Below are 22,596 nucleotides of genomic sequence, written 5' to 3' on the forward strand. Positions count from 1 at the left end.
TGTGATGAAAGCGTTATCCAAACTGAAAGCGGAAGAAGGGATTTGGATGACCGACGTGCCGGAGCCGGAAGTCGGTCATAACGATCTGCTGATCAAAATTCGTAAAACGGCTATCTGCGGTACTGACGTTCACATCTACAACTGGGACCAGTGGTCGCAGAAAACCATTCCGGTACCGATGGTGGTGGGTCACGAATATGTCGGCGAAGTGGTGGGTATCGGCCAGGAAGTAAAAGGCTTCAAAATTGGCGACCGCGTCTCCGGTGAAGGCCATATTACCTGCGGTCACTGCCGTAACTGCCGCGGTGGGCGTACGCACCTGTGTCGTAATACCATTGGCGTGGGCGTAAACCGTCCGGGCTGCTTCGCGGAATACCTGGTGATCCCGGCGTTTAACGCGTTCAAAATCCCGGATAATATCTCTGACGATCTGGCCTCCATCTTCGACCCGTTCGGCAACGCGGTACACACGGCGCTTTCATTTGACCTGGTCGGTGAAGATGTGCTGGTTTCCGGCGCAGGCCCAATCGGGATTATGGCGGCAGCGGTGGCGAAGCACGTTGGTGCGCGAAATGTCGTGATTACCGACGTGAATGAATACCGTCTGTCACTGGCACGCAAAATGGGCGTGACCCGCGCGGTAGATGTCTCTAAAGAGAGCCTGAGCGACGTAATGGAAGAGCTGGGCATGACCGAAGGCTTCGACGTAGGCCTGGAGATGTCCGGCGCGCCACCGGCGTTTCGCACCATGCTGGATACCATGAACCACGGTGGTCGTATTGCCATGCTGGGTATTCCACCGTCAGACATGTCTATCGACTGGAACAAGGTTATCTTCAAAGGGCTGTTCATCAAAGGCATCTATGGCCGTGAGATGTTTGAGACCTGGTACAAGATGGCTGCACTGATCCAGTCTGGCCTGGATCTGTCGCCAATTATCACTCATCGTTTCTCCATTGATGAATTCCAGCAGGGCTTTGACGCAATGCGTTCAGGCCAGTCCGGGAAAGTTATCCTGAGCTGGGATTAACCTGCCCTCAGGCACCCGTTTTTACGGGTGCCCTTACACTTTTTAGCGGTTTGACTTTCCAGGGGTTACTTGTTAACTTCTGGCGAATTTTTCTCCACAGAGTCTTCTCCGCGCGTTCATTCTTGCAGTCATAATGATTACGTCAGGAAAGATTTTGCCAGGCTAATCAGGCTATTATGTCCACATTGTTTTCGCAGAAGTTGGTTAACACCCCTCCACGGCTTGCCGCTTTTTTAACGGTGGTAATTTCGCTGCTAATAGTCATTGGCGTTAATATTATCCATGCCAAATATAATGCGGTGATTAACCGTACGCTGGTTTTTGCACTGATATTGCTGACACTGAAATGTATAAACAATAAATTAATCAGAAATGTACTGGCGATTATTTTATTAATTCCGGTTGCGGCAGATATTACTTTACAGTTATACGCATGGAATAATTTCAATTCAGCGTTTAGCTATGGGTTTGCGCTGAGCGTACTCAACACGACACCAGGTGAAGCAAGTTCGATGCTCGGCTTGTACTGGCGCGATTGTCTGACCTTTATTGCCCTGTCTGCATTATTTATTTATGCCGCCAATACCGGCATGTGGCCTGTCGCACCGCGTTTTCGTCGCTGGCCAGCCATCGTGCTTGTCGTCACGCTGCTGTCTTTTTATGGTCAGGCGTTACAGCACCAGCTCCGGAAAAGCAGTGTTGAAAGTCTGGCGCAGCGTGTGGTTCAGGCGACGCCTGTTAGCACGGCAAAAGTTTTCATGCAGGCGATTGAAGATAATGCAGTAGTCGCCAACATCGGTAACAACATCCCTGATTATAAGATCGCGCTAACCGAAACCGGCATCGAAAATTATGTGCTGATCATTGGCGAGTCCGAGCGTACGGCAAATATGGGTATCTATGGTTATCAACGAGATACTACACCGGAGCTGGAGAAGCAAAAATCGCAGCTTTTACTGTTCCGTAATGCTGTGACGCCAGCACCGGTTACAATTATGGCCGTGCCACTGGCGTTGACCGCTGATGCCGTGAATGCGCGCGATCCGAAAAAATATGGCGATAACGTCATCAATATCGCGAATAAGGCGGGATATGATACTTACTGGTTTAGTCGTCAGGGCAAGGGTGGGGCGCATAACAACGTCATCACCGGAATTGCCATGAACACCAGACAGCATGAATGGATTGATGGCGGCTACGATGAAGACCTGCTGCCTCTGTTGCAGAATGCGCTTAAAACACCGGGCAAAAAACTGGTCGTCCTGCATTTATATGGGAGCCATGAGCCTTCCTGTCGACGTTTCCCGGCCAGTGAGGCGGTGTTACACGGTGATAATGAAGCCGATGATTGTTATGACAACTCGGTGCGCTATACGGATAAGTTGATGGGCAAGGTGTTTAGCTTGCTGGAAAACTCGCGCTCTTCGGTCATGTATTTCTCCGATCATGGCCTGATTCGCGATCCGAAGCGCGCTGTGGCTTACTCCCATGGCAACGTTAATCCTCCGCGAGAAGCTCTGCATATCCCGGCGTTTATCTGGTATGGACAACAGGTTGATTCGGATAAAAAGTATACCGGAGATTACAATACTGTTTGGTCTGCTGATGACGTTAATACGCTTGCTGAACTGTGGCTTGGGATCCACCGTCATGGAGAGCCTGTTCAGACGGTACAGTCCTGGCTTGCGGGTTACAATAAGGATGTTACCGTGCTGGACACAACCGGGAAGTCCTATGACTGGCGTAATATTCGTTAACACTGGTGCGATAAACTTGTTTTTAGCGGTGTGCTAGCCTGCTTTACTTTTAGTAAATGGAATGATGATGATTAATGTAGAACGAGATAAGGTCCAGTTTGCATTGTTGCAATTACTCTTCGGACTGTGCGCGTTTGCTTTTGGTTGCGTCGTGGTTTCACCTAATTTATCCGCGAAAATTTTGGGGCTGGCGGGTATAACCGCATTAGTGATTTTCTTGTTGGATATTAAAAACTTCAGAAAGAATGATGCATTCTGGCTTTGTCTGGTTCTGCTGATCATCGGGGTTTGCGATCTGATCTGGTACCGGATGTATAAGGTTGATAGCGAAGCGATCAACTCGTATCGCGCTTACCTTGAAGTCGGGAAAATCTGCCTGTTTGGGGCTTTCTCCATTTTTGTGTTTGTAAACCGTAATCAGCTCAAAGTAGGCTGCAATAAGATCCATATGTTACTGGTCATCGCATTGCAATTGATGATTGTGGTCTACGCAGGATATCAACATCTGTTTCTTGAAAACCAAAGGGTAACGCTTTCCCTTGCCGGCGGTGCGGATGCGACAGGGGCTGCCTACACCATCGCATTTATCTCGTTCTACACGATTCTGGTCCTGCAACACAGTTCAAGCAGATGGAAAGAGTTTTTTATCCTCGGACACTTTTTTATTACCTTCCTGATACTGGTGGCGACAGAAACGCGTGCCGCCATTCTGACCTATCCGATTATTTTCTTCGGTTTGCTGGTGGTGAAGCTGTACAAGGAAAAGCATATTCCGTGGAAGGGGGTTTCTGTTTTCCTGATCGCATTGTTGGCTGGCGCATTTATGATGAAAGACAACCTGATTCAGCGTTATAACGACTTTAACAGCGACATTGTTTCCTATGATAAAGCAAACAGTGTCACTTCGGTTGGTGCCCGTTTCGTTATGTGGAAGTCGGGACTGATAGCATCTAAAAATAATTATTTGTGGCAGTCTACAGATGAGCGGAACACCATAATCCGGGAAGAAATAAAAAAGGATCCAAGCTTGTCAGGTGCATTGGATTACATCCGTGGTCATCTTCATAATGAAATCGTTGAAACACTCTCTGTAAAAGGCCCTTCTGGCGTTATTCTTTATATCCTGTTTGTAATATCGCTTGGCTGGTATGCACTGTGTAAACGTAAAAGTATTATTCTTTTCGCTTTCCTTGTTTCGATAGTTATGTTTGGAGTGGGCGGCGTAATGTTCTATTCTAAAACAACACCTGTAGCCTGGATGCTGACACTTATAATGTCGATCGTTTTCCTGGAACAAAACAAACATCGAACGGTCATTAAGTAATCATTTTGATTCTCCATCGGGAAAAAGGTATTCTCCCGATGGAGAAATATCTTTTACCAGACGAGCGCGCCATGAACGAACTGATTTCAGTAATCATCACTACTTACAACAGAGAGGAGTTGCTGGAACGCGCAATTCGTTCAGTTATTGCTCAGACATATCCTGCGGTAGAACTGGTTATTGTTGATGACTGTTCTAATGAAAAAACCGCGCAACTTATTGAGCGTATGCGCGCGGAGTGTGAGGCGCGCTTCGTGCATTTCACCTACGAACGTAATGAGAAGAACAGCGGTTCCAATTTCAGCCGCAACCGGGGTTACGCACTCTCGCACGGCGTGTTTGTCACCGGTCTGGATGACGACGACTATTTCCTCCCTGAGCGTTTATCAAAGCTGGTTTCGCGCTACGATGAAAACTATGCCTTTGTCACGGATACGCCTGCCAGACTGGACAAAACTCACCGCACCTATCCAGATACCAACGATAAAAGAATAATTGGTTTACAGGATATCCTCTGTGAAAACGTGGTGGGTAATCAGGTACTAACAACAAAAGAGAAACTGTCAGGTGTGGGTGGTTTTTCCCCTGAGATTAAACAACAGCAGGATCGCGATGTCTGGATTAAATTAATCCTGAAATATGGTCCTGGTATTAAATACAGTTTTAGCACTGCCATGGTGGATGCTGAGCACGGCAGTAACCGAATTACCTCGCAAATTAAAAAATATAATGCTTACCGGAAGCTCTATTTTAAATATCGTGAGCATATGTCCGATGAAACCAAAAGCAACAACCTGTTCCAGCTGATGTCTTTCCGTGGCTTTAAATCTTCTCGCATGAACTGTTTATTACGCGGGCGTAAAAAAGATGCCAAGCTGAGAATGAAACTGCTGCGCCGGACATTAAAAGAGATGTTCAGGGGCGCATAAGGGCGGAATGATGAATCTCAATCTAATCAATAAACTCATCAAAAAAACACGGCGCTGGCACAAGAAAACCGGTTTATCTCTTTTCCAGCGTGCGGCTGAGCATTTTGAGCAGAAGAAGAAAGAGACGCTGTTTGACGTTATTGATGCGCTGAAAATTCAGCCGGAATCCGCGAGTAACACTGAACCTGCACAGTCGCGTATCATCTGGGTCTGCTGGTTTCAGGGGCTGGAAAGCGCGCCAGAGCTGGTTAAACGTTGCATCGAATCCGTGCAACGAAATACGCCAGACGCTCAGGTTGTCATCCTGACGGATGACAATATTCCTGACTACCTCTCATTACCGGAACACATTGAAGCCAAATATCAGGCCGGGCTTATCAGCAAAGCGCAGTATTCCGATATTGTTCGCTGCTCTTTACTGTATCAGTACGGTGGGATCTGGATGGATGCCACCGTCTTTATGACGAAAGCCGTGCCTGAGTCTTTCTATGAAAATAGCTTCTCATCGCTGCGTTTTGACTCGGGTGAAAATGCGACAAGCCAGGGATTCTGGACGGCTTATTTTCTTGCCTCACAAAAGGGCAATACCCTGGTGAAACTGGTCAGGGATATCCTTTATCGCTACTGGCAACATCACGATATCCTGCTCGAATATTTCTTAATTGATTACAGCTTCTTGTATGCACGCGAACGTTATCCTCAGTTTCGCGAGCTCATGAATGCACAGCCGGTGACGGGAAATAATCGCTTTTTGATTCGCCAGTTTATCTCTGCCGCACCTGATGCTGCGGCAGTAGAGACACTGAATCGCGATCCTGTGGGTATCTATAAACTCTCACACAAGGAACAGTATCGTACTGCGGATAACGGTAAGCCGACGCTGTACAGCCAGATCCTCGACGATACCTTCCGTCTGTAATAACAAAAAGCCACCCTTACAGGTGGCTTTTTGTTATCAGGATTTCTTACCCCATCCCTGCCATTGCTGCTGAACGTATTTCACCAGCGTGCTTTCTCCAATGCTTTCGCCAATCACCGAGAAGAAGCGGGTCGCGTAGACCGGCGCTGGCGGCTGTTTTGGTTTGCAACTCTTCACGCCGCGGAAAGGATTACGTGGAGCTGTCGGAGCGGGCTGGGCCGAATTCGGTGTAGAGGTGTCCACCTGCGGTTCATTCAGCAGGTCGCTCGGGCGTACCAGCGTGATGTCAGACGGTAATGTCGGCAGCATCTGTTGCAGAACACGGACGGTAGACGGATGCGGGTGACCGATAGCAATAGCTGAGCCATTGCGTCTTGCCAACTGCACGGCACGATTGAACTGGACGCGAATGTCCGCTTCGTTTTGCGTATCATCCAGGAATACCTTGCGCTTAATCACCTTCACACCCGTTCCCTGAGCGGCGCGCATCGCCTGGCTGTTGCCAATCGTCATGCTATCGAGGAAGTAGAGGTTATAGCGCTCCAGCGCCTGCATCACCTTGAGCATCCCATACAGGCTCGATGTCATCGCGCTGCCCATGTGGTTGTTCAGCCCTACGGCATACGGCACTTTGTTGTAGGCGTCGCGGATGATGCGCTCGATCTCATCGCTGCTCATATCCGGGCGCAGGGTATCTTTTTCCAGTGGCTGCTTGCTGAGCGGTGCCATCGGCAGATGGATGAGAACCTGATGTCCACTGTTATGGGCTTTGGTCGCCATTTCGCGCGCGTGAGGCGCATTGGGGAGGACGGCAACAGAGATGGCTGACGGCATGGCCAGCACCTGGTTTTCAGTTTGCGGACGATAACCGAAGTCATCAATCACAATGGCGAGTTTACCGGCGTATACCGGTGCAGCCAGCGCCAGTGCGCTGGCGACGGAGAAAACAATTCGACGAAATTGAAGCAAAACTTATCTTCCCAACCACGGCTGTGGATTGACCGCCTGACCCTGGCGACGAATTTCGAAATAGAGTGACGGGCGGCCCTGACCGCCACTGCTGCCCACAAGGGCGATGGGTTGGCCGGCGCGCACCTGCGTGCCGACGCTGACCAGTGCGCTCTGGTTGTAGCCGTAAAGACTCATATCACCTTTACCGTGTTCGACCACCACTACCAGCCCGTAACCCTGCAGCCAGTCGGCCAGAATCACGCGGCCATCGGCAATGGCTTTCACTTCGCTACCTTCAGACGCACCGATAACTATCCCTTTCCAACGTAGCTCACCCTGCAGCTGTTCGCCATAACGATGCAGAATTGAACCACGTACGGGCCAGTACGCCTGGCCGCGAGGAGAGCCCAAACCACCGGTTCGCGACATCAGGGAACGTTCGCTTTCGCTTGGTTTGTAGGTTGTCCCTTTGCGGGATGCTTCCTGCTGTTTGTCGCGAACGGCCTGCGCCTCGCGGGCCTCTTTGTCAGCGCGTGCTTTCGCTGCGGCTTCTGCACGGGCGATGCTGTTGCGCAGTTTTGATTCGTTGGCACGCATTTCGCTCAACTGGCTCTGCCCTTCCTGAATGGAGGACTCAAGGCCAGAAAGCGTTTTCTTACGCTCGTTACGTGCCTGCTCGAGTTTTGCCTGCTGGGCCTGCTGATCGTAGAGCAGCGTCTGCTGCTGGCTCTGCTTTTCTTCCAGCTCGGCTTTTTGCGTGGTGACCTCTTCGCGCGTCTGTTTCAACTGCGCGATAGTCTCCTGACGCGCCTGGTTCAGGTAGCCAAAGTAGGCCTGCAGGCGCTGACCACGCTGGCTCTCTTCACCGCTGAGGATTAGCTGAAGGCCGGTGTGCTCACCCTGGCGGAATGCGGCATCAAGCTGCGCCGCAAGGTTGCGTTCCTGCGCATCACGCTGACGTTCCAGTTTGGCAATCGACGCGTTCATCTCGTCGATTTGCTTATTCAACTGGGCGAGGGTGTTTTGCGTTTCACGGAGTTTACGCGTGGCGGCGGAGATCGCCTCTTCCTGCTGTTTAAGCTGGGCGAGCAGTGCGGAGCGTTGCTGTTGTTGCTGACGTACCGCACGCTCTTTGGCGGCGATATCGGCCTGAATAGATTTGAGCTGGTCGCGGTCATCCGCGTGGGCGGATGCAGCGCACAGCAATACGCCAGCGCTGAGTGCGCTGGCGTAAAACAGAGGTCTGACTGATAACCTAAGCGGCTTCACGACCCATGTGATTGAAAAAATCGCCTTTCCCCTCATGGGGAGCGATTATTCCACGATGAACAGCGGCTTACCAGTCATCTCTTCAGGGATCGGCATACCCATCAGCGACAACATGGTTGGCGCGATGTCAGAAAGCTTGCCGCCTTCAACTGCTTTCAGGGCTTTATCACCGACATAAATCAGTGGAACAGGCAGGTTGGTATGGGCGGTGTGCGCCTGGCCGGTTGCCGGGTCGCGCATCTGTTCAGCGTTACCGTGGTCAGCGGTGATCAGGAGCTGACCACCAACAGATTCAACGGCTTTCGCGACCTGATCAACACAGTGATCCAGCGCTTCAACTGCTTTTACCGCCGCTTCCATGACCCCGGTATGGCCAACCATATCGCCATTTGGGTAGTTACAGATGATGGTGTCGTACTTGCCGCTCTCGATGGCCGCAACCAGTTTTTCGGTCAGTTCCGCAGAGCTCATTTCTGGCTGCAGATCGTAGGTGGCCACTTTCGGCGAGTTGATCAGAATACGGTCTTCGCCTTTGAACGGCTCTTCAACGCCGCCGTTAAAGAAGAAGGTTACGTGTGCATATTTTTCAGTTTCGGAAATACGCAGCTGCGTTTTGTCGTTCTTCGCCATCCACTCACCAAAGGTATTGGCCAGTGAGGCTGGTGGATATGCGCATGGGGCTTTGATGTCTGCCGCATATTCAGTTAGCTGGATGAAATCGAGGTTGACCACTTTCTTACGGGCAAAACCGTCGAAATCGCTGTTAACGAACGCACGGGTGATTTCACGCGCGCGGTCAGCACGGAAGTTCATGAAGATCAGCGCGTCGCCATCTTCCATGGCGGCATCAGCCTGGCCTTCAGCACGAATGACGGTCGCTTTCACGAATTCGTCGTTTTCATCACGCGCGTAAGCGGCTTCCAGACCCTCAACAGCGGTGGCGAACTGGAATTCACCTTTCGCCAGGGTCATCAGGTCATAGGCCTGTTCAACGCGATCCCAGCGATTGTCGCGGTCCATGGCATAGTAACGACCAATGATGGACGCTACGCGGCCTTTACCCAGCGCGGCGAATTTCTCTTCGAAGGCTTGCAGAGAGCCTTTTGCGCTGCGTGGTGGCGTATCGCGACCGTCCAGGAAGGCGTGCAGATAGATTTTTTCCGCACCGCGCTCAGCGGCCAGTTCAACCATCGCCATGATGTGATCTTCGTGGCTGTGAACGCCGCCAGCAGAGAGCAGGCCCATGACGTGAACGGCTTTGCCTGCAGCCACGGCTTTATCTACCGCGCCAGACAGAACAGGGTTGGAGAAGAAGGTACGTTCTTTGATTTCAACGTCCAGGCGGGTCAGATCCTGATACACGATACGGCCCGCGCCCAGGTTCACGTGACCCACTTCGGAGTTACCCATCTGGCGATCCGGCAGACCGACTTCCAGGCCGGATGCGTCAATCAGGGTATGGGGACGTTTTGCCCACAGTGCATCCATGACCGGGGTTTTGGCGTTGAAAATGGCGTTATCCTGTTGATCTTCACGGTAGCCATAGCCATCCAGAATCACCAGTACCATAGGTTTTTTAGAAACCGACATTGCGACAACCTCATGCTCAAGAGACGAAAAATTTGCGTAATTTTACTACAGCTGAATCGATCAAATAGCCGCAGAAGATCAAAGAATGCGTAGGGGTAAGGCGCTTCTCTGGTCATTTTGAGGCTTTTTTTTCGTGGCATGCCGCAGAAAATGGATTAGCTTAATGTCGCTGGCTGTATTTGCCACAACGCACAGGTATACTCCTGTCCTGGTTTTTTTAATCACTTAGTCGGGAGTTGTTACCCCCCATGCAAGAAATTATGCAATTTGTTAGCCGCCACCCGGTTCTGAGCATCGCGTGGATTGGCCTGCTGGCCGCTGTGCTGTTCACTACCTTTAAAGGGCTGACGTCTAAAATTAAGGTGATCACCCGTGGTGAAGCCACGCGCCTGATCAACAAAGAAGACGCTGTAGTTGTCGATCTCCGTCAGCGTGATGATTTCCGCAAAGGCCACATCGCAGGTTCTATCAACTTGCTGCCTGCTGAAATCAAAGCGAACAACGTTGGTGAGCTGGAAAAGCATAAAGCCCAGCCAATTATCGTCGTGGATGGTACTGGCATGCAGGCGCAGGAATCGGCTAACGCACTGCACAAAGCAGGTTTCGAAAACGTAACGGTACTGAAAGAAGGTATTTCCGGCTGGAGCGGGGAAAATCTTCCTTTGGTTCGCGGTAAATAAGGAGTTCAGTGATGGCCAATATTGAGATCTACACCAAAGCAACCTGTCCGTTCTGCCATCGTGCGAAAGCACTGCTTAACAGCAAAGGCGTCACGTTCCAGGAATTGCCAATCGACGGTGACGCGACAAAACGCGAAGAGATGATTCAACGTAGTGGTCGCACGACGGTTCCGCAGATTTTTATTGATGCGCAGCACATTGGCGGCTGTGATGACTTGTATGCGCTCGACGCACGTGGTGGACTCGATCCCCTGCTGCGCTAAGAGACTTTAGGACAATTAAAAAGGGTTTTTCCATGTCAGAACAAAACAACACCGAAATGACTTTCCAGATCCAGCGCATCTACACCAAGGATGTCTCTTTCGAAGCGCCAAATGCGCCACACGTTTTCCAGAAAGATTGGCAGCCAGAGGTTAAACTTGATCTTGATACCGCATCCACCCAACTGGCGGATGATGTGTATGAAGTCGTACTGCGTGTGACTGTTACCGCTTCTCTGGGCGAAGAAACGGCTTTCCTGTGTGAAGTACAGCAGGGCGGCATCTTCTCCATCGGCGGCATTGAAGGCAACCAGATGGCGCATTGCCTGGGTGCATACTGCCCGAACATCCTGTTCCCGTATGCGCGTGAATGCATCACCAGCCTGGTTTCTCGCGGTACATTCCCGCAACTGAACCTTGCGCCAGTAAACTTTGATGCGCTGTTCATGAACTATCTGCAGCAGCAAGCTGGCGAAGGTGCTGAACAACATCAGGATGCCTGATGAGCACTGTTAATGCGTCAATGACTGTGATCGGTGCCGGCTCATACGGCACCGCTCTTGCCATCACACTGGCAAGAAATGGTCACGATGTGGTCCTGTGGGGCCACGATCCAAAACATATCGCGACGTTGCAACATGACCGCTGCAACGTGGCGTTTCTCCCTGACGTTCCGTTCCCAGACACCCTGCACCTGGAAAGCGATCTTGCGACCGCACTGGCAGCCAGCCGCAACATTCTGATTGTGGTGCCAAGCCATGTCTTTGGCGAAGTGCTGCGCCAGATCAAGCCGCTGATGCGTCCGGATGCACGTATTGTATGGGCGACGAAAGGACTGGAAGCCGAAACCGGGCGTCTGCTGCAGGACGTTGCCCGCGAAGCGCTGGGCGATACTATTCCGCTGGCGGTCATCTCCGGCCCGACCTTTGCCAAAGAGCTGGCTGCTGGCCTGCCAACAGCGATTTCGCTGGCTTCAACCGATCAGGCCTTCTCCGACGATCTTCAACAGCTGCTGCACTGCGGCAAGAGCTTCCGCGTCTACAGCAACCCCGATTTTATCGGCGTGCAGCTGGGCGGTGCGGTGAAGAACGTGATTGCGATTGGTGCCGGGATGTCAGACGGCATTGGTTTTGGCGCCAACGCACGTACGGCGTTGATCACCCGTGGTTTGACAGAAATGTCCCGTCTGGGAGCGGCACTGGGTGCCGATCCGGCGACCTTTATGGGGATGGCAGGTCTGGGCGACCTGGTGCTGACCTGTACCGACAACCAGTCGCGTAACCGCCGCTTTGGCATGATGCTCGGACAGGGCAGCGATGTAAAAGGCGCGCAGGAGAAGATTGGTCAGGTGGTTGAAGGTTACCGCAATACCAAAGAAGTGCGCGAACTTGCCCATCGGTTTGGCGTTGAAATGCCAATAACCGAGGAAATTTATCAGGTATTGTATTGCGGAAAAAATGCGCGCGAGGCAGCATTGACCTTATTAGGTCGTGCGCGCAAGGACGAGCGCAGCAGCAACTAGTCGCAGGGAACCGTTGTCACCCAACGATACGGCCAGCAGAGACTGGCCGATCGTACTATTACGTCTGGAGTAAGCAATGCCGTGTGAAGAACTGGATATCGTCTGGAACAATATTAAAGCCGAAGCCCGGGCGTTGGCCGACTGCGAGCCTATGCTGGCCAGTTTCTACCACGCGACGCTACTCAAGCACGAAAACCTCGGCAGCGCCCTGAGCTATATGCTTGCCAACAAACTGGCCTCCTCAATTATGCCTGCCATCGCCATTCGCGAAGTGGTAGAAGAGGCCTACGCCGCAGATCCGGAAATGATCGCCTCTGCCGCCTGTGATATCCAGGCTGTGCGCACGCGTGACCCGGCTGTCGATAAATACTCTACACCGCTGCTGTACCTGAAAGGCTTCCATGCGCTTCAGGCCTACCGCATTGGTCACTGGCTGTGGAACGAAGGCCGCCGCGCGCTGGCCATCTTCCTGCAAAACCAGGTGTCTGTAACCTTTCAGGTTGATATCCACCCGGCGGCGAAAATTGGCCGTGGGATTATGCTCGACCATGCCACCGGCATTGTTGTCGGTGAAACGGCGGTGATTGAAGATGACGTCTCTATTCTGCAATCGGTCACGCTGGGCGGTACGGGCAAAACCAGCGGCGATCGTCACCCGAAGATCCGTGAAGGGGTGATGATTGGCGCAGGTGCCAAGATCCTCGGGAATATCGAAGTAGGGCGCGGGGCGAAGATTGGTGCGGGTTCAGTCGTGCTTCAGCCAGTTCCGCCGCACACCACCGCCGCTGGCGTACCGGCACGTATTGTCGGCAAGCCAGACAGCGATAAACCGTCAATGGATATGGATCAGCACTTCAACGGTATCCACCATACTTTCGAGTATGGGGACGGTATTTAACTTCTGAGAATGGCGCCCGGGTATCCCAACTGGCGCCATGCTTCATACACAACCACTGACACCGCATTTGACAGGTTCATGCTGCGGCTGTCCGGCATCATTGGAATACGGATTTTTTGCTCTGCGGGCAGGGCGTCCAGGATGATTGCGGGCAGGCCACGGGTTTCCGGGCCAAACATCAGATAATCCCCTTCCTGATAGCTCACCGCGCTGTGTGCAGGCGTCCCTTTCGTGGTCAGGGCGAACATACGCTGTGGCTTTTCGCTTTCCAGAAACGCGGCGTAATCATGATGACGCACCACGGCAGTAAATTCATGATAATCCAGCCCCGCGCGCCGCAGACGTTTGTCGTCCCACGTAAAACCCATTGGCTCAATGATATGCAGGCGAAAACCGGTGTTCGCACACAAGCGGATGATATTGCCGGTATTCGGCGGGATTTCTGGTTCGAATAAAACGATGTTAAGCATGCTGCCCCCTTAATTGCGGGGGCAGAATAGCAGAAAAGAGAGGAACTACGCGACGCCGGGTTCCTGCGAGCGGCTATACAGCATTTTGTAGACGGTTGCCGCAGCGGCCACCAGGGCGGGTACGCTGAGGATCATTAAAATACTGTCTGCCTGCCACTGCATGGAAAGAAGCTGGGCGCTGGTCATGGTTCCCGCCACGCCGCCAAAGCGGCCGATGCCCTGCATCCAGGCGATACCTGTCGCGCGGCACTCGGTAGGGTAAAAGGTAGCGGCCAGGGTCTGCATGCCAGATTGCGCACCGTTCATTGCGATCCCCATCAGGAAAATGAGTCCGCCAAACAGGGCGATATGGTTATGCTCAAGGCCGAGTAACAGGATCAGTACCATTGTCAGGACAAATCCCCCTGCGACCACCTTGTGCGCTTCCCAGCGGTCCATCATCCAGCCCGCGAGCAGAATGCCTGCGGTACCGCCGAAGGTGAACAGCGAGGTGAGCCAGGCGGATTCCGCCAGAGCATAACCCATCCCCTGCATCAGCGTCGGCATCCAGCTCAGCAGGACGTAGTAAATAACCAGCCCCATAAAATAGGTCACCCACAGCATCAGGGTACCGGGCAGCCAGGGCATAGAAAACAACTGCGCCACGCTCCCTTTTTTAGACACGACTTTCTCCTCCGCCAGGAAAAAGCCCGTGGCACTCTCCAGCGTGCTGCGGGCGAATCGGCTGGCGATACGGCGGATCTGCATGACGTCTTTCCCGCGCTGAACCAGAAACTTCACTGACTCCGGTAAAAGCAGCGCCAGCAGCAGCGTTAAAATCAGCGGAGCAATCGCGCCGGTCAGCAGCACGCTTCGCCAGCCGTGGTGGGGGATAAGCCAGGAAGAGATCGCGCCGCCGCCAGCCGCACCCAGAGGGAAGCCGCAGTACATGGTGTTAATCGCCATGGCGCGGCAGCGCTGGGGGGCAAACTCGGAGATCAGCGTGATGGCATTGGGCATTGCAGCGCCGAGGCCCAGACCCGTCAGAAAGCGCCACAGCGTGAGCGTATTCAGACTTTGCGCCCAGGCCGTTCCCAGGCTCGCAAGACCGAAGAACAGACACGAAAAGACCAGTACGCGTTTGCGTCCCATCCGGTCCGATACCGGACCGGCGATAAGTGCCCCCAACGACAGCCCCAGCAGCGCTGCGCTCAGCACCGGCCCCAGATCCTGTTTGTGTATCCCCCATTCTGCCGACAGCGTAGGCGCGATGTAACCCATCGCCGCCGTATCAAAACCATCGATCGCCAGAACCAGAAAGCCCAGCACGATAAGAAGCCAGTGAAACCCTGAAAAGGGACTCTCATCGATCACCTGCTGAATATCCACCTTACCTGAATATGTCATACGCTCCCCTCTGATGTGATGTTGTTTTTGTGTTCTTGTATTTGCTTGTCTATACAATTGCGCGCGGCAGGTTGATGTCAAATTTTCTTATCCAATATGTTATCTGGATGTTATTTTTGGCATAAAAAAGCGCCCGAGGGGGAATCGGGCGCGTGAAAAAGAGGTGTTAATGGGGAAGACTCAGGCTGCGTTTCCCTGAGCAAGCGGAGCCAGCGCCGCCGGTAATTTGCTTAACTCCTGCACCAGGGAATCCTTACTGATTTCACTAATCGTTTTCGCGCCAGTTAACGTCATCGCCACCTTCATCTCTTTTTCGATCAGGTTCAGCAGGTTTGCCACACCCGCATGGCCCGCCGTCGCCAGCGCATACAGATACGCACGCCCCAGCAGTACGCTGTCAGCGCCCAGCGCGATCATACGCACCACGTCCAGCCCGCTGCGGATGCCGCTGTCGGCCAGGATAGCGATGTCGCCTTTCACTGCATCGGCAATGGCAGGCAGGGCTCGTGCGGAAGAGAGCACACCGTCAAGCTGGCGTCCGCCGTGGTTAGAAACCACAATCCCGTCAGCGCCAAAGCGTACCGCGTCGCGGGCATCTTCCGGGTCGAGGATCCCTTTGATCACCATCGGGCCGTCCCAGAAATCGCGGATCCACTCCAGGTCTTTCCAGGAGATGGACGGGTCGAAGTTATTTGCCAGCCAGCCGATGTAATCTTCCAGCCCGGTAGGTTTACCAAGGTAAGCCGAGATGTTGCCCAGATCGTGTGGACGGCCGTTCAGACCGACATCCCAGGCCCATTGCGGATGCGTCACCGCCTGCCAGTAACGGCGCAGGGCGGCATTCGGGCCGCTCATGCCTGAGTGAGCATCACGGTAGCGTGCGCCGGGGGTTGGCATATCGACGGTAAAGACCAGCGTTGAGCAGCCCGCCGCTTTGGCACGCTCCAGCGCATTACGCATAAACCCGCGATCGCGCAGAACGTACAGCTGGAACCACATCGGGCGCTTGATGGTTGGAGCGACTTCTTCAATCGGGCAGACGGAAACGGTGGAGAGGGTAAACGGAATACCTTTGGCATCCGCGGCCGCGGCCGCCTGTACTTCGCCACGACGGGCGTACATGCCGCACAGGCCTACGGGGGCGAGGGCGACCGGCATGGAGAGCGTTTCATTGAACAATTTCGTCTCAAGGCTCAGGTCAGACATATTCTTCAGCACGCGCTGGCGCAGAGCCACTTCCGACAGGTCTTCCACGTTGCGACGCAGGGTGTGCTCGGCATAGGCCCCGCCGTCGATATAGTGAAACAGGAAAGGTGGCAAAATGCGCTGCGCCGCGGCGCGATAGTCACTGGCTGCTGAAATAATCATGCTTTGTTCTCCCTGGAAATATCACTGTCGCCAGGCAGACGGGTAATACGCGCCTGTCGGGCCTGATCTTCATCGAATCGTTTAATGGTGGTGTGTACGAAGCCCAGATGCGCCATCATCGCTTTGCGCGCGGCCTCGGCATCACCGGCCAGAATGGCGTTGAGCACCGCCTCGTGTTGTTCGGTCAGCTGGGCAAACACCGGCGGAACCAGATACATACGCTGGCGGCTCTGCTTCACGGAGGATTGCAGCAAGTCGAAGAAACCGCGCATGGTCTGCAGCAGAACCACGTTGTGTGATGCCTCGGCAATCGCCAGGTGAAAGCGCACGTCCGCCTGGGAGGCGATATCCGGGTCACTGCTTTGCGTGGCCTCAAAACAGGCTCTTAGCTTCTCTTTATCGGCCTCGGTTGCCCGCATGGCTGCATGCCAGGCGGTACTGGTTTCGATGGCGTGACGCGCTTCAAGGATGTCGAAGCTGTAGTCCGGGTCGTTCTCCATCAGCGTTTTCAGTGGCTGAACGATGTTTTGCTCAGACCAGTCATCATGCTGCCAGCGGACAAACGTGCCACCACCGCGGCGGCTTACCAGTACCCCTTCGCTGACCAGTGTTGCCAGTGCCTCACGCAGCGAATTACGTGATACACCAAGCTGGGCGGCGAGCTGGCGTTCGGCGGGCAATTTCATGCCCGCTTCCAGCTGTTGTTCTTCAATCAGCGCCCGCACGCGAGAGGCTATCTCGTCGGACAGGCGTCTGGGCATCACTATCATGGAATCATCCAGGTTAAGACATAGGCCTGCAGGGTGGTGATCACCCCGACCATGCAGGTGAATATCAGGCTGTGTTTCACGGTAAAGCGGAACAGGTCCGACTCTCTACCCACCAGTCCCACCGCAGCACAGGCAATGGCGATAGATTGCGGGGAGATCATTTTCCCGGTCACGCCGCCAGTGGTGTTAGCTGCCACCAGAAGGACATCTGACACACCAATCTGTTGGGCCGCCGTTGCCTGCAGAGCAGCAAACAGGGCGTTAGACGAGGTATCTGAACCGGTCAGGAACACCCCCAGCCAGCCGAGGAACGGCGAGAAGAAGGTGAAGGCGTGGCTGGTATGGGCCAGCGCCAGCGCCAGCGTCGATGACAGGCCGGAGTAATTCGAGATAAACGCGAACGCCAGCACCATGCCGATGGAGTAAATCGGCAGCATCAGCTCTTTAATGGTCGCCGCAAAGGTCTGTACTGCAGCGATAGGCTTCATGCGCAGCCATACAACAGAAAGGATAGCGGCAAACAGAATCGCCGTACCGGTCGCGGAGAACCAGTCGAATTTGTATACCGCGGCATACGGCGTTGCGGCGTGGACCACCGGCGGCATACGGGCGACCATCTTGTCGAGGAACGGTACGGAGATGTTAATCACCATGTCGTACAGTGCGCCACCCGGTGCGAAGAGGGCTTTAAACGGTGGGATGCTCCACAGCGTTACCGTTGCGGTCAGGAACAGGAACGGCGACCAGGCACGGATCACCTGTCCTGCCGTATAGCCTGTACGCGCCAGGGTTTGATCGACCTGAGAGGCGCCCATATCGGCAAAACGGAATCTATGGTCACTCCCGTTTTTGCAACACCGATTTTGACGACAAGTTGGCTTGCTTGAATCTATCCGGCGTCTGAATGGGATTTTATTCCCGCGCCTCGATGAGTTCCGCGCCTGATGAACCTCCAGAAAATATACGGCTTCAATGAGCCTTTCCGTTTTACAGGTTCCTCAACAGGCCGGTGGGCCGTTAGTATCATCAATATCAGTATTCGCAAAACCAGATGAATGATTGTTTAAACTGGTGTATTTCTGCCTTTATGCTTCGTAAGTTTGCTGTCGCGCCGTCAGTGCCCAGGCTATTCTGGCCAGCTTGTTTGCCAGAGCACAGGTGACGACAAAGTTGCTTTTCCGACACAACAACTCCCTGACCCAGTCGGCCAACTTGCCAGACTGGTGTTCCAGTTTTTGTATGAATACCCTGGCACACTGAACCAACAAAGTTCGGATCTTTTTGTTGCCCCGCTTGCTAATCCCTAACAATGTCGTCCGACCTCCCGTGCTGTACTGTCGGGGTACCAGCCCTGTTGCCGCCGCAAAGTCACGGCTGCTGGCGTACTGCTTCCCGTCGCCAATCTCAGTTGAAATAGTACTGGCAGTCAGCGTTCCAACGCAGGGAATACTCAGCAAGCGCTGTCCAACCTCATCTTCGTCCAACTTTCGTTTCAACTGAGATTCCAGATCTTTAATCTGCTCAACAAGATAGTGATAATGCTGTTGTAATTTCAGCAGTAACTGGCTGAGATAAAGAGGCAAACTACTGTCCTCAAGAAGGGTACTCAGTCGACTAATAACGGCAGCACCTCGCGGAACGCTGATACCAAATTCCAGCAGAAAAGCATGCATCTGATTAGTTGTTTTCACCTTATCCTGAACCAGGGATTCACGGACACGATGCAGAGCTCGCATTGCCTGCTGAGATTCGGTTCTGGGCTGCACGAAACGCATAGATGGACGTGATGCTGCTTCACAGATAGCTTCAGCATCAACGAAGTCATTTTTGTTGCTTTTAACGAATGGGCGGACAAATTGCGGTGATATCAGCTTTGGAAAATGCCCTAACTCTGCCAGCTTGCGTGCCATAAAGTGAGAACCGCCACAGGCTTCCATCGCGATGGTTGTTGCCGGGCATGTCGCCAGAAATTCGATTAGCTTTGGTCGGGTGAATTTTTTACGGTAAACGGCCTTCCCACGATGATCCTGACAATGAATATGGAAAGAGTTCTTACCCAGATCGATACCAATAAGCGCAATGTTTTCCATGATGGTTCTCCGAATGAAAGCCTGTCCTCAGCATAGTACTGGGAAGGAGGGAGTGACCATCTCATTAAATACGTACCGGCTGCCAGCGCTTCAGGAACAGCGTCAGACAAACCAGCGAAACCAGCGAAGAGATAATGTCCGGCAGTTCAGGGCCGAGGAAGTTGGAGCTGAGATACTGGGCGATGGCGAACGAACCACCTGCCACCATCACCGCAGGCCAGGTCTCCTTCACGCCGCGCCAGCCGTCCATAATCGCCATGATCCAGAACAGCACGATAATGGTCAGGAACGGCAGTTGGCGGCCCACCATCTGGCCAATCTCGAAGCTGTCCAGCCCGGTGACCTGTCCGGCCACCAGAATTGGAATGCCCATCGCACCAAACGCGACGGGGGCGGTGTTCACAATCAGGCACAGACCCGCGGCATACAGCGGGTTAAAGCCCAGACCGACCAGCAGCGCGGCGGTGATCGCCACCGGTGCGCCAAAACCTGCTGCCCCTTCCAGGAACGCCCCAAAGGAGAAGCCGACAATCAGCATCTGCAGGCGCTGGTCCGGCGTGATGGAGAGGATTGACGAGCGAATGATGTCGAACTGCCCGGTTTTCACCGAGATTTTATAGACAAAGACCGCGGCGATGATGATCCACGCAATCGGCCACAGGCCGTAGAAGAAACCGTAGACGACAGAGGCCAGTGCGCGATCGACCGGCATTTTATAGAAGAACAGCGCCACCATCAGCGCGATAGCAACGGTATACGTCGCGGCGAGGTAGCCCTTCAGCTTGAGCTTAATCAGCGCAAAGAAGAAGAACAGGATCGGAAGCGATGCGATCAGGCTCGACAGCCAGATATTTCCGGCCGGGTCGTAGTTTTGTTGCCAGAGGCTCATGCAGGTCTCCTGGGGACCAGACAGCCTGCGCTGCGGGTGAGTCTCCGCTCAACTCTGCGTCACAGGTTGTGTAAAAGTGGTCCTGCCAATGTTGTGTTGTAGGGTTAATGACAATGAATGGTTAACCAGATGTTATGAGCTAGCAATGGTTTTGTGAGCAGAAATGATGGATTTGTGAAGCGGGGAAGAAAGAAACAGGGGATTGGTTGGGCCAATTTGAGTGGGGTAAGGTCTGTTGCCCTCACCCCGGCCCTCTCCCTGTGGGAGAGGGGGAATGATCAGAACGCGGTCTTACAAAAACCCGTCATCTCTTTCAGGCCCATTTCACGGCCCAGCTCGGTCATTGGGTGCACCACCACCAGACCACGAACGCTTTTCTTCAGCTTGCCCATGTCGGCCTGCTCTTTTTTGGTGATCGCACGGCGGTGCGGCATGTTCATCAGCTTCTGCGCTTCTTTGCTCAGCTTCTGGCCTTTGACTTCGCGCAGGCGCTCGATTTCGGTTTCCAGCGTGGCGACCTCTTTTTCCAGCTCAGCGTACTTCTCGGCGGAATCGACCAGTGACAGGCCAGCCATCTGGTGGCGGATCAGATCCAGACGGTCGCTCAGGCGTTTAATTTCGTTCTTTTCGACTTCTTTCATGACAAATAACTCTGAAAACGGGGAATTTACAGGGAAGGATACACCAATGTGAGCAGGCTTACTTCTGAAACGCTTTTTTTAAGCTGATTCGGGAAATCAGCTCAGTCAGGGAGAGGACCATTGTGGAGCGAACAACCTGTTGATAACGCAGCTTTTGCATCGCGTATAGCTCAGGATCGCTGTTATCAAACTGAGGTGCCGGGGGAAGGGCGGTGACGCAATGCAACTCGCCGAAAGGTCCAAGGATCTCATCATCGGTAAAGGTGTACTCATTACCGTCATGATTTAACTCTTCGCGCAGCGCCATCAACAGCTCAGCGTCTTCATACTCTGGCCTGCTCAGCACACCAAGGCCATAAATCAGCTTCAGACGCACTGAGAGATCGCCCAGCGGGCCGTCTCCGTCCAGTAACGGTTCTACAGCATATTTTACCGCGTAGTCGTCTTTGCGAAACACCTGAAGCACCAGGATATTCACCGCCTCGGTTAGCAACTCGACGGCGGCAATCAGGAAACTTCGTACGGTTTTGCCAGCATTCAGACGCTCAAGCACACGATTTTCAAAGGCCTGGGTTTGTTCCATTATTGCCTGCATATCTGACAATCTGTAATCAGGGCGCAGGGTTACCTGCGCCACACTCTGCATCATTTGGTTGCGTTATATGCGTTAACCGCCTCCACAACCACGTCGCTGTTGGCGTCCAGACCTGAAATCTGCGCCAGCGCAGCCTGCGCGCCTTTATCATTAATCAATTGAGCCAGTTCCTGCGCCTGCGGATCCTGCTCGCTGCGGTAGTGCATTGCGGCGGCAATCCCTTTCACCAGGTTGGCGTGCGGCAGACCGTATTCCAGCGTGCCCAGCAGCGGTTTAATCAGGCGATCGCCCGCGCTCAGCTTGCGCAGGGGCTGACGGCCAACGCGCTCAACGTCATCTTTCAGATACGGGTTTTCAAAACGACCGAGGATTTTCTGGATGTATGCTGCGTGTTTATCAGCATCAAAACCGTAGCGTTTGATCAGCACCGCGCCGCTCTCTTCCATTGCCCCTTTTACCACAGCGCGGATGTTCTCATCGAGAATCGCGTCACGGATGGTCTGATGACCGGCCAATTTTCCGAGGTACGCGGTTATAGCATGCCCGGTGTTCAGCGTGAAGAGTTTGCGTTCGACAAATGCCATCAGGTTATCAGTTAATTCCATCCCCGGGATGGTTGGCAGCGTGCCTTTAAACTGCGTTTTATCGACGATCCACTCGCTGAAGGTTTCAACGGTCACTTCCAGCGGGTCGTGGGTGGCGGATTCAGACGGCGGGACGATACGGTCAACGGCGGAATCAACAAACCCCACGTGCGCTTCAACCCAGGCTTTATCTTCGTCGGCAACAGCGGCGAGCACATGGCCTTTCAACTGCGTGGTGCCGCGCACCATGTTTTCACAGGCGATGATGTTCAGCGGGGTATCAATGTTCTGCGCTTTACGTTTTGCGAGGCCTTTCGCCACTGCAGGAGCGATACGCTCAAGCACGACCGGACCCACGGCGGTGGTCACCAGATCGACGCTGGCGATCAGGTCGATAACGTCGTCGCCAATGCTGCTTACGGCATTCACACCTGAAACCGTTTCAACCTGCTCGTTTTCTCCAACCACGTGTACCTGGTAGCTATGACGGGCATTCAGGGCGTCTAGCACCACCTGGTTCACATCGGCGAATGTCAGCGTAATGCCCGCGTCTGCCAGCAGTTTGCCGATAAAGCCACGACCGATATTACCTGCGCCAAAATGTAATGCTTTCATAGTGTTAACCTTCATCAATGTTTTTTACCCGAGAGGGCTGGGGTGAGGAACCGCATAAC

At 53.4% G+C, this 22,596-nt stretch carries 21 protein-coding genes and 2 pseudogenes; 10 read left to right on the top strand and 13 right to left on the bottom strand.

Annotation, left to right across the window (positions count from 1 at the left end):
* The first annotated feature begins 4 nt into the window (after positions 1-4).
* The 5 genes from tdh (at position 5) to ACLHV9_RS00805 (ending at position 5,959) form a co-directional block, all read left to right on the top strand.
* Positions 5-1,030, top strand: coding sequence for an L-threonine 3-dehydrogenase (tdh, locus tag ACLHV9_RS00785; protein ID WP_028017870.1), 1,026 nt, complete (start codon positions 5-7; stop codon positions 1,028-1,030).
* Positions 1,031-1,206: 176 nt separating this feature from the next.
* Positions 1,207-2,787: a sulfatase-like hydrolase/transferase gene (locus tag ACLHV9_RS00790; protein ID WP_407220055.1), complete on the top strand. Its 1,581-nt coding sequence runs from the start codon at positions 1,207-1,209 to the stop codon at positions 2,785-2,787.
* A gap of 67 nt (positions 2,788-2,854) precedes the next feature.
* Positions 2,855-4,111 (top strand): O-antigen ligase family protein, encoded by a 1,257-nt coding sequence (locus ACLHV9_RS00795; protein ID WP_028017872.1) that lies wholly within the window; start codon positions 2,855-2,857, stop codon positions 4,109-4,111.
* A 38-nt stretch (positions 4,112-4,149) separates the two neighbouring features.
* Positions 4,150-5,040, top strand: a complete 891-nt coding sequence (locus ACLHV9_RS00800; RefSeq protein ID WP_229255536.1) for a glycosyltransferase — start codon at positions 4,150-4,152, stop codon at positions 5,038-5,040.
* A 7-nt stretch (positions 5,041-5,047) separates the two neighbouring features.
* Positions 5,048-5,959 carry a capsular polysaccharide synthesis protein gene (locus ACLHV9_RS00805; RefSeq protein ID WP_256124988.1) on the top strand — a complete coding sequence of 304 codons (912 nt, stop codon included), beginning with the start codon at positions 5,048-5,050 and terminating at the stop codon, positions 5,957-5,959.
* Positions 5,960-5,995: 36 nt separating this feature from the next.
* On the opposite strand, the gene ACLHV9_RS00810 is transcribed toward ACLHV9_RS00805, so the two are convergent.
* Genes ACLHV9_RS00810 through gpmM form a run of 3 tightly spaced genes read right to left on the bottom strand, consistent with a single transcriptional unit; the run spans position 5,996 to position 9,769 of the window.
* Positions 5,996-6,928 carry a divergent polysaccharide deacetylase family protein gene (locus tag ACLHV9_RS00810; RefSeq protein ID WP_049006975.1) on the bottom strand — a complete coding sequence of 311 codons (933 nt, stop codon included), beginning with the start codon at positions 6,926-6,928 and terminating at the stop codon, positions 5,996-5,998.
* Positions 6,929-6,931: 3 nt separating this feature from the next.
* A complete protein-coding gene (gene envC, locus ACLHV9_RS00815) occupies positions 6,932-8,191 on the bottom strand; it encodes a murein hydrolase activator EnvC (protein ID WP_240739585.1) in 1,260 nt (419 codons plus the stop codon).
* A 33-nt stretch (positions 8,192-8,224) separates the two neighbouring features.
* Positions 8,225-9,769 carry a 2,3-bisphosphoglycerate-independent phosphoglycerate mutase gene (gene gpmM / locus ACLHV9_RS00820; protein WP_108089328.1) on the bottom strand — a complete coding sequence of 515 codons (1,545 nt, stop codon included), beginning with the start codon at positions 9,767-9,769 and terminating at the stop codon, positions 8,225-8,227.
* Between the two features lie 248 nt (positions 9,770-10,017).
* Between gpmM and ACLHV9_RS00825 the strand changes: the two genes are divergently transcribed.
* The 5 genes from ACLHV9_RS00825 (at position 10,018) to cysE (ending at position 13,129) form a co-directional block, all read left to right on the top strand.
* A complete protein-coding gene (locus ACLHV9_RS00825; RefSeq protein ID WP_028017878.1) occupies positions 10,018-10,449 on the top strand; it encodes a rhodanese-like domain-containing protein in 432 nt (143 codons plus the stop codon).
* An 11-nt stretch (positions 10,450-10,460) separates the two neighbouring features.
* Positions 10,461-10,712 carry a glutaredoxin 3 gene (gene grxC / locus ACLHV9_RS00830; RefSeq protein ID WP_014068373.1) on the top strand — a complete coding sequence of 84 codons (252 nt, stop codon included), beginning with the start codon at positions 10,461-10,463 and terminating at the stop codon, positions 10,710-10,712.
* A gap of 32 nt (positions 10,713-10,744) precedes the next feature.
* Entirely contained in the window at positions 10,745-11,212 is a 468-nt protein-coding gene (gene secB, locus ACLHV9_RS00835; RefSeq protein WP_003860835.1) for a protein-export chaperone SecB, read from the top strand.
* A complete protein-coding gene (gpsA, locus tag ACLHV9_RS00840; RefSeq protein ID WP_049006966.1) occupies positions 11,212-12,231 on the top strand; it encodes an NAD(P)H-dependent glycerol-3-phosphate dehydrogenase in 1,020 nt (339 codons plus the stop codon). Before secB ends, gpsA begins: the two co-directional genes overlap by 1 nt.
* Positions 12,232-12,307: 76 nt before the next feature.
* Positions 12,308-13,129 carry a serine O-acetyltransferase gene (gene cysE, locus ACLHV9_RS00845; RefSeq protein WP_008502718.1) on the top strand — a complete coding sequence of 274 codons (822 nt, stop codon included), beginning with the start codon at positions 12,308-12,310 and terminating at the stop codon, positions 13,127-13,129.
* Here cysE and trmL read toward each other — a convergent pair.
* From trmL to mtlD, 10 genes and pseudogenes are all read right to left on the bottom strand, one after another.
* Complete coding sequence (gene trmL / locus ACLHV9_RS00850) at positions 13,126-13,599, bottom strand: tRNA (uridine(34)/cytosine(34)/5-carboxymethylaminomethyluridine(34)-2'-O)-methyltransferase TrmL (RefSeq protein WP_028017880.1); 474 nt, start codon at positions 13,597-13,599, stop codon at positions 13,126-13,128. The two genes, cysE and trmL, sit on opposite strands and share 4 nt — an antisense overlap.
* Before the next feature lie 45 nt (positions 13,600-13,644).
* Positions 13,645-14,985 (bottom strand): MFS transporter, encoded by a 1,341-nt coding sequence (locus ACLHV9_RS00855; protein WP_108089329.1) that lies wholly within the window; start codon positions 14,983-14,985, stop codon positions 13,645-13,647.
* Between the two features lie 180 nt (positions 14,986-15,165).
* Positions 15,166-16,353 (bottom strand): FMN-dependent L-lactate dehydrogenase LldD, encoded by a 1,188-nt coding sequence (gene lldD / locus ACLHV9_RS00860; RefSeq protein ID WP_108089330.1) that lies wholly within the window; start codon positions 16,351-16,353, stop codon positions 15,166-15,168.
* Positions 16,350-17,123 carry a transcriptional regulator LldR gene (gene lldR / locus ACLHV9_RS00865; protein WP_028017883.1) on the bottom strand — a complete coding sequence of 258 codons (774 nt, stop codon included), beginning with the start codon at positions 17,121-17,123 and terminating at the stop codon, positions 16,350-16,352. The genes lldD and lldR overlap by 4 nt, the downstream gene beginning before the upstream one ends.
* Positions 17,120-17,953, bottom strand: a pseudogene (locus ACLHV9_RS00870) (lactate permease LctP family transporter); the annotation flags it as partial. The gene lldR and the pseudogene ACLHV9_RS00870, both read right to left, overlap by 4 nt.
* Positions 17,954-18,208: 255 nt before the next feature.
* Positions 18,209-19,213 carry an IS110-like element IS5075 family transposase gene (locus ACLHV9_RS00875; RefSeq protein ID WP_000427614.1) on the bottom strand — a complete coding sequence of 335 codons (1,005 nt, stop codon included), beginning with the start codon at positions 19,211-19,213 and terminating at the stop codon, positions 18,209-18,211.
* Positions 19,214-19,280: 67 nt separating this feature from the next.
* Positions 19,281-20,102 (bottom strand): annotated as a pseudogene (locus tag ACLHV9_RS00880) (lactate permease LctP family transporter); the annotation flags it as partial.
* Between the two features lie 278 nt (positions 20,103-20,380).
* Positions 20,381-20,743, bottom strand: coding sequence for a YibL family ribosome-associated protein (locus tag ACLHV9_RS00885; protein WP_024906604.1), 363 nt, complete (start codon positions 20,741-20,743; stop codon positions 20,381-20,383).
* Between the two features lie 58 nt (positions 20,744-20,801).
* Positions 20,802-21,392 (bottom strand): mannitol operon repressor MtlR, encoded by a 591-nt coding sequence (mtlR, locus tag ACLHV9_RS00890; protein WP_028018221.1) that lies wholly within the window; start codon positions 21,390-21,392, stop codon positions 20,802-20,804.
* Complete coding sequence (mtlD, locus tag ACLHV9_RS00895; protein WP_108089335.1) at positions 21,389-22,537, bottom strand: mannitol-1-phosphate 5-dehydrogenase; 1,149 nt, start codon at positions 22,535-22,537, stop codon at positions 21,389-21,391. Before mtlD ends, mtlR begins: the two co-directional genes overlap by 4 nt.
* Between the last annotated feature and the right edge of the window lie 59 nt (positions 22,538-22,596).

This window comes from Enterobacter sp. CPE_E890 (assembly GCF_046521475.1).
GTDB classification, from domain to species: domain Bacteria; phylum Pseudomonadota; class Gammaproteobacteria; order Enterobacterales; family Enterobacteriaceae; genus Enterobacter; species Enterobacter adelaidei.

What these genes read in the sequence shown, in the direction of transcription:
- tdh (WP_028017870.1), top strand. Translation starts at nt 5, where the DNA reads ATGAAAGCGTTATCCAAACTGAAAGCGGAAGAAGGGATTTGGATGACC.
- ACLHV9_RS00790 (WP_407220055.1), top strand. Translation starts at nt 1,207, where the DNA reads ATGTCCACATTGTTTTCGCAGAAGTTGGTTAACACCCCTCCACGGCTT.
- ACLHV9_RS00795 (WP_028017872.1), top strand. Translation starts at nt 2,855, where the DNA reads ATGATTAATGTAGAACGAGATAAGGTCCAGTTTGCATTGTTGCAATTA.
- ACLHV9_RS00800 (WP_229255536.1), top strand. Translation starts at nt 4,150, where the DNA reads ATGGAGAAATATCTTTTACCAGACGAGCGCGCCATGAACGAACTGATT.
- ACLHV9_RS00805 (WP_256124988.1), top strand. Translation starts at nt 5,048, where the DNA reads ATGATGAATCTCAATCTAATCAATAAACTCATCAAAAAAACACGGCGC.
- gpmM (WP_108089328.1), bottom strand. Translation starts at nt 9,769, where the DNA reads ATGTCGGTTTCTAAAAAACCTATGGTACTGGTGATTCTGGATGGCTAT.
- ACLHV9_RS00825 (WP_028017878.1), top strand. Translation starts at nt 10,018, where the DNA reads ATGCAAGAAATTATGCAATTTGTTAGCCGCCACCCGGTTCTGAGCATC.
- grxC (WP_014068373.1), top strand. Translation starts at nt 10,461, where the DNA reads ATGGCCAATATTGAGATCTACACCAAAGCAACCTGTCCGTTCTGCCAT.
- secB (WP_003860835.1), top strand. Translation starts at nt 10,745, where the DNA reads ATGTCAGAACAAAACAACACCGAAATGACTTTCCAGATCCAGCGCATC.
- gpsA (WP_049006966.1), top strand. Translation starts at nt 11,212, where the DNA reads ATGAGCACTGTTAATGCGTCAATGACTGTGATCGGTGCCGGCTCATAC.
- cysE (WP_008502718.1), top strand. Translation starts at nt 12,308, where the DNA reads ATGCCGTGTGAAGAACTGGATATCGTCTGGAACAATATTAAAGCCGAA.
- trmL (WP_028017880.1), bottom strand. Translation starts at nt 13,599, where the DNA reads ATGCTTAACATCGTTTTATTCGAACCAGAAATCCCGCCGAATACCGGC.
- ACLHV9_RS00855 (WP_108089329.1), bottom strand. Translation starts at nt 14,985, where the DNA reads ATGACATATTCAGGTAAGGTGGATATTCAGCAGGTGATCGATGAGAGT.
- lldD (WP_108089330.1), bottom strand. Translation starts at nt 16,353, where the DNA reads ATGATTATTTCAGCAGCCAGTGACTATCGCGCCGCGGCGCAGCGCATT.
- lldR (WP_028017883.1), bottom strand. Translation starts at nt 17,123, where the DNA reads ATGATAGTGATGCCCAGACGCCTGTCCGACGAGATAGCCTCTCGCGTG.
- ACLHV9_RS00875 (WP_000427614.1), bottom strand. Translation starts at nt 19,213, where the DNA reads ATGGAAAACATTGCGCTTATTGGTATCGATCTGGGTAAGAACTCTTTC.
- ACLHV9_RS00885 (WP_024906604.1), bottom strand. Translation starts at nt 20,743, where the DNA reads ATGAAAGAAGTCGAAAAGAACGAAATTAAACGCCTGAGCGACCGTCTG.
- mtlR (WP_028018221.1), bottom strand. Translation starts at nt 21,392, where the DNA reads ATGATGCAGAGTGTGGCGCAGGTAACCCTGCGCCCTGATTACAGATTG.
- mtlD (WP_108089335.1), bottom strand. Translation starts at nt 22,537, where the DNA reads ATGAAAGCATTACATTTTGGCGCAGGTAATATCGGTCGTGGCTTTATC.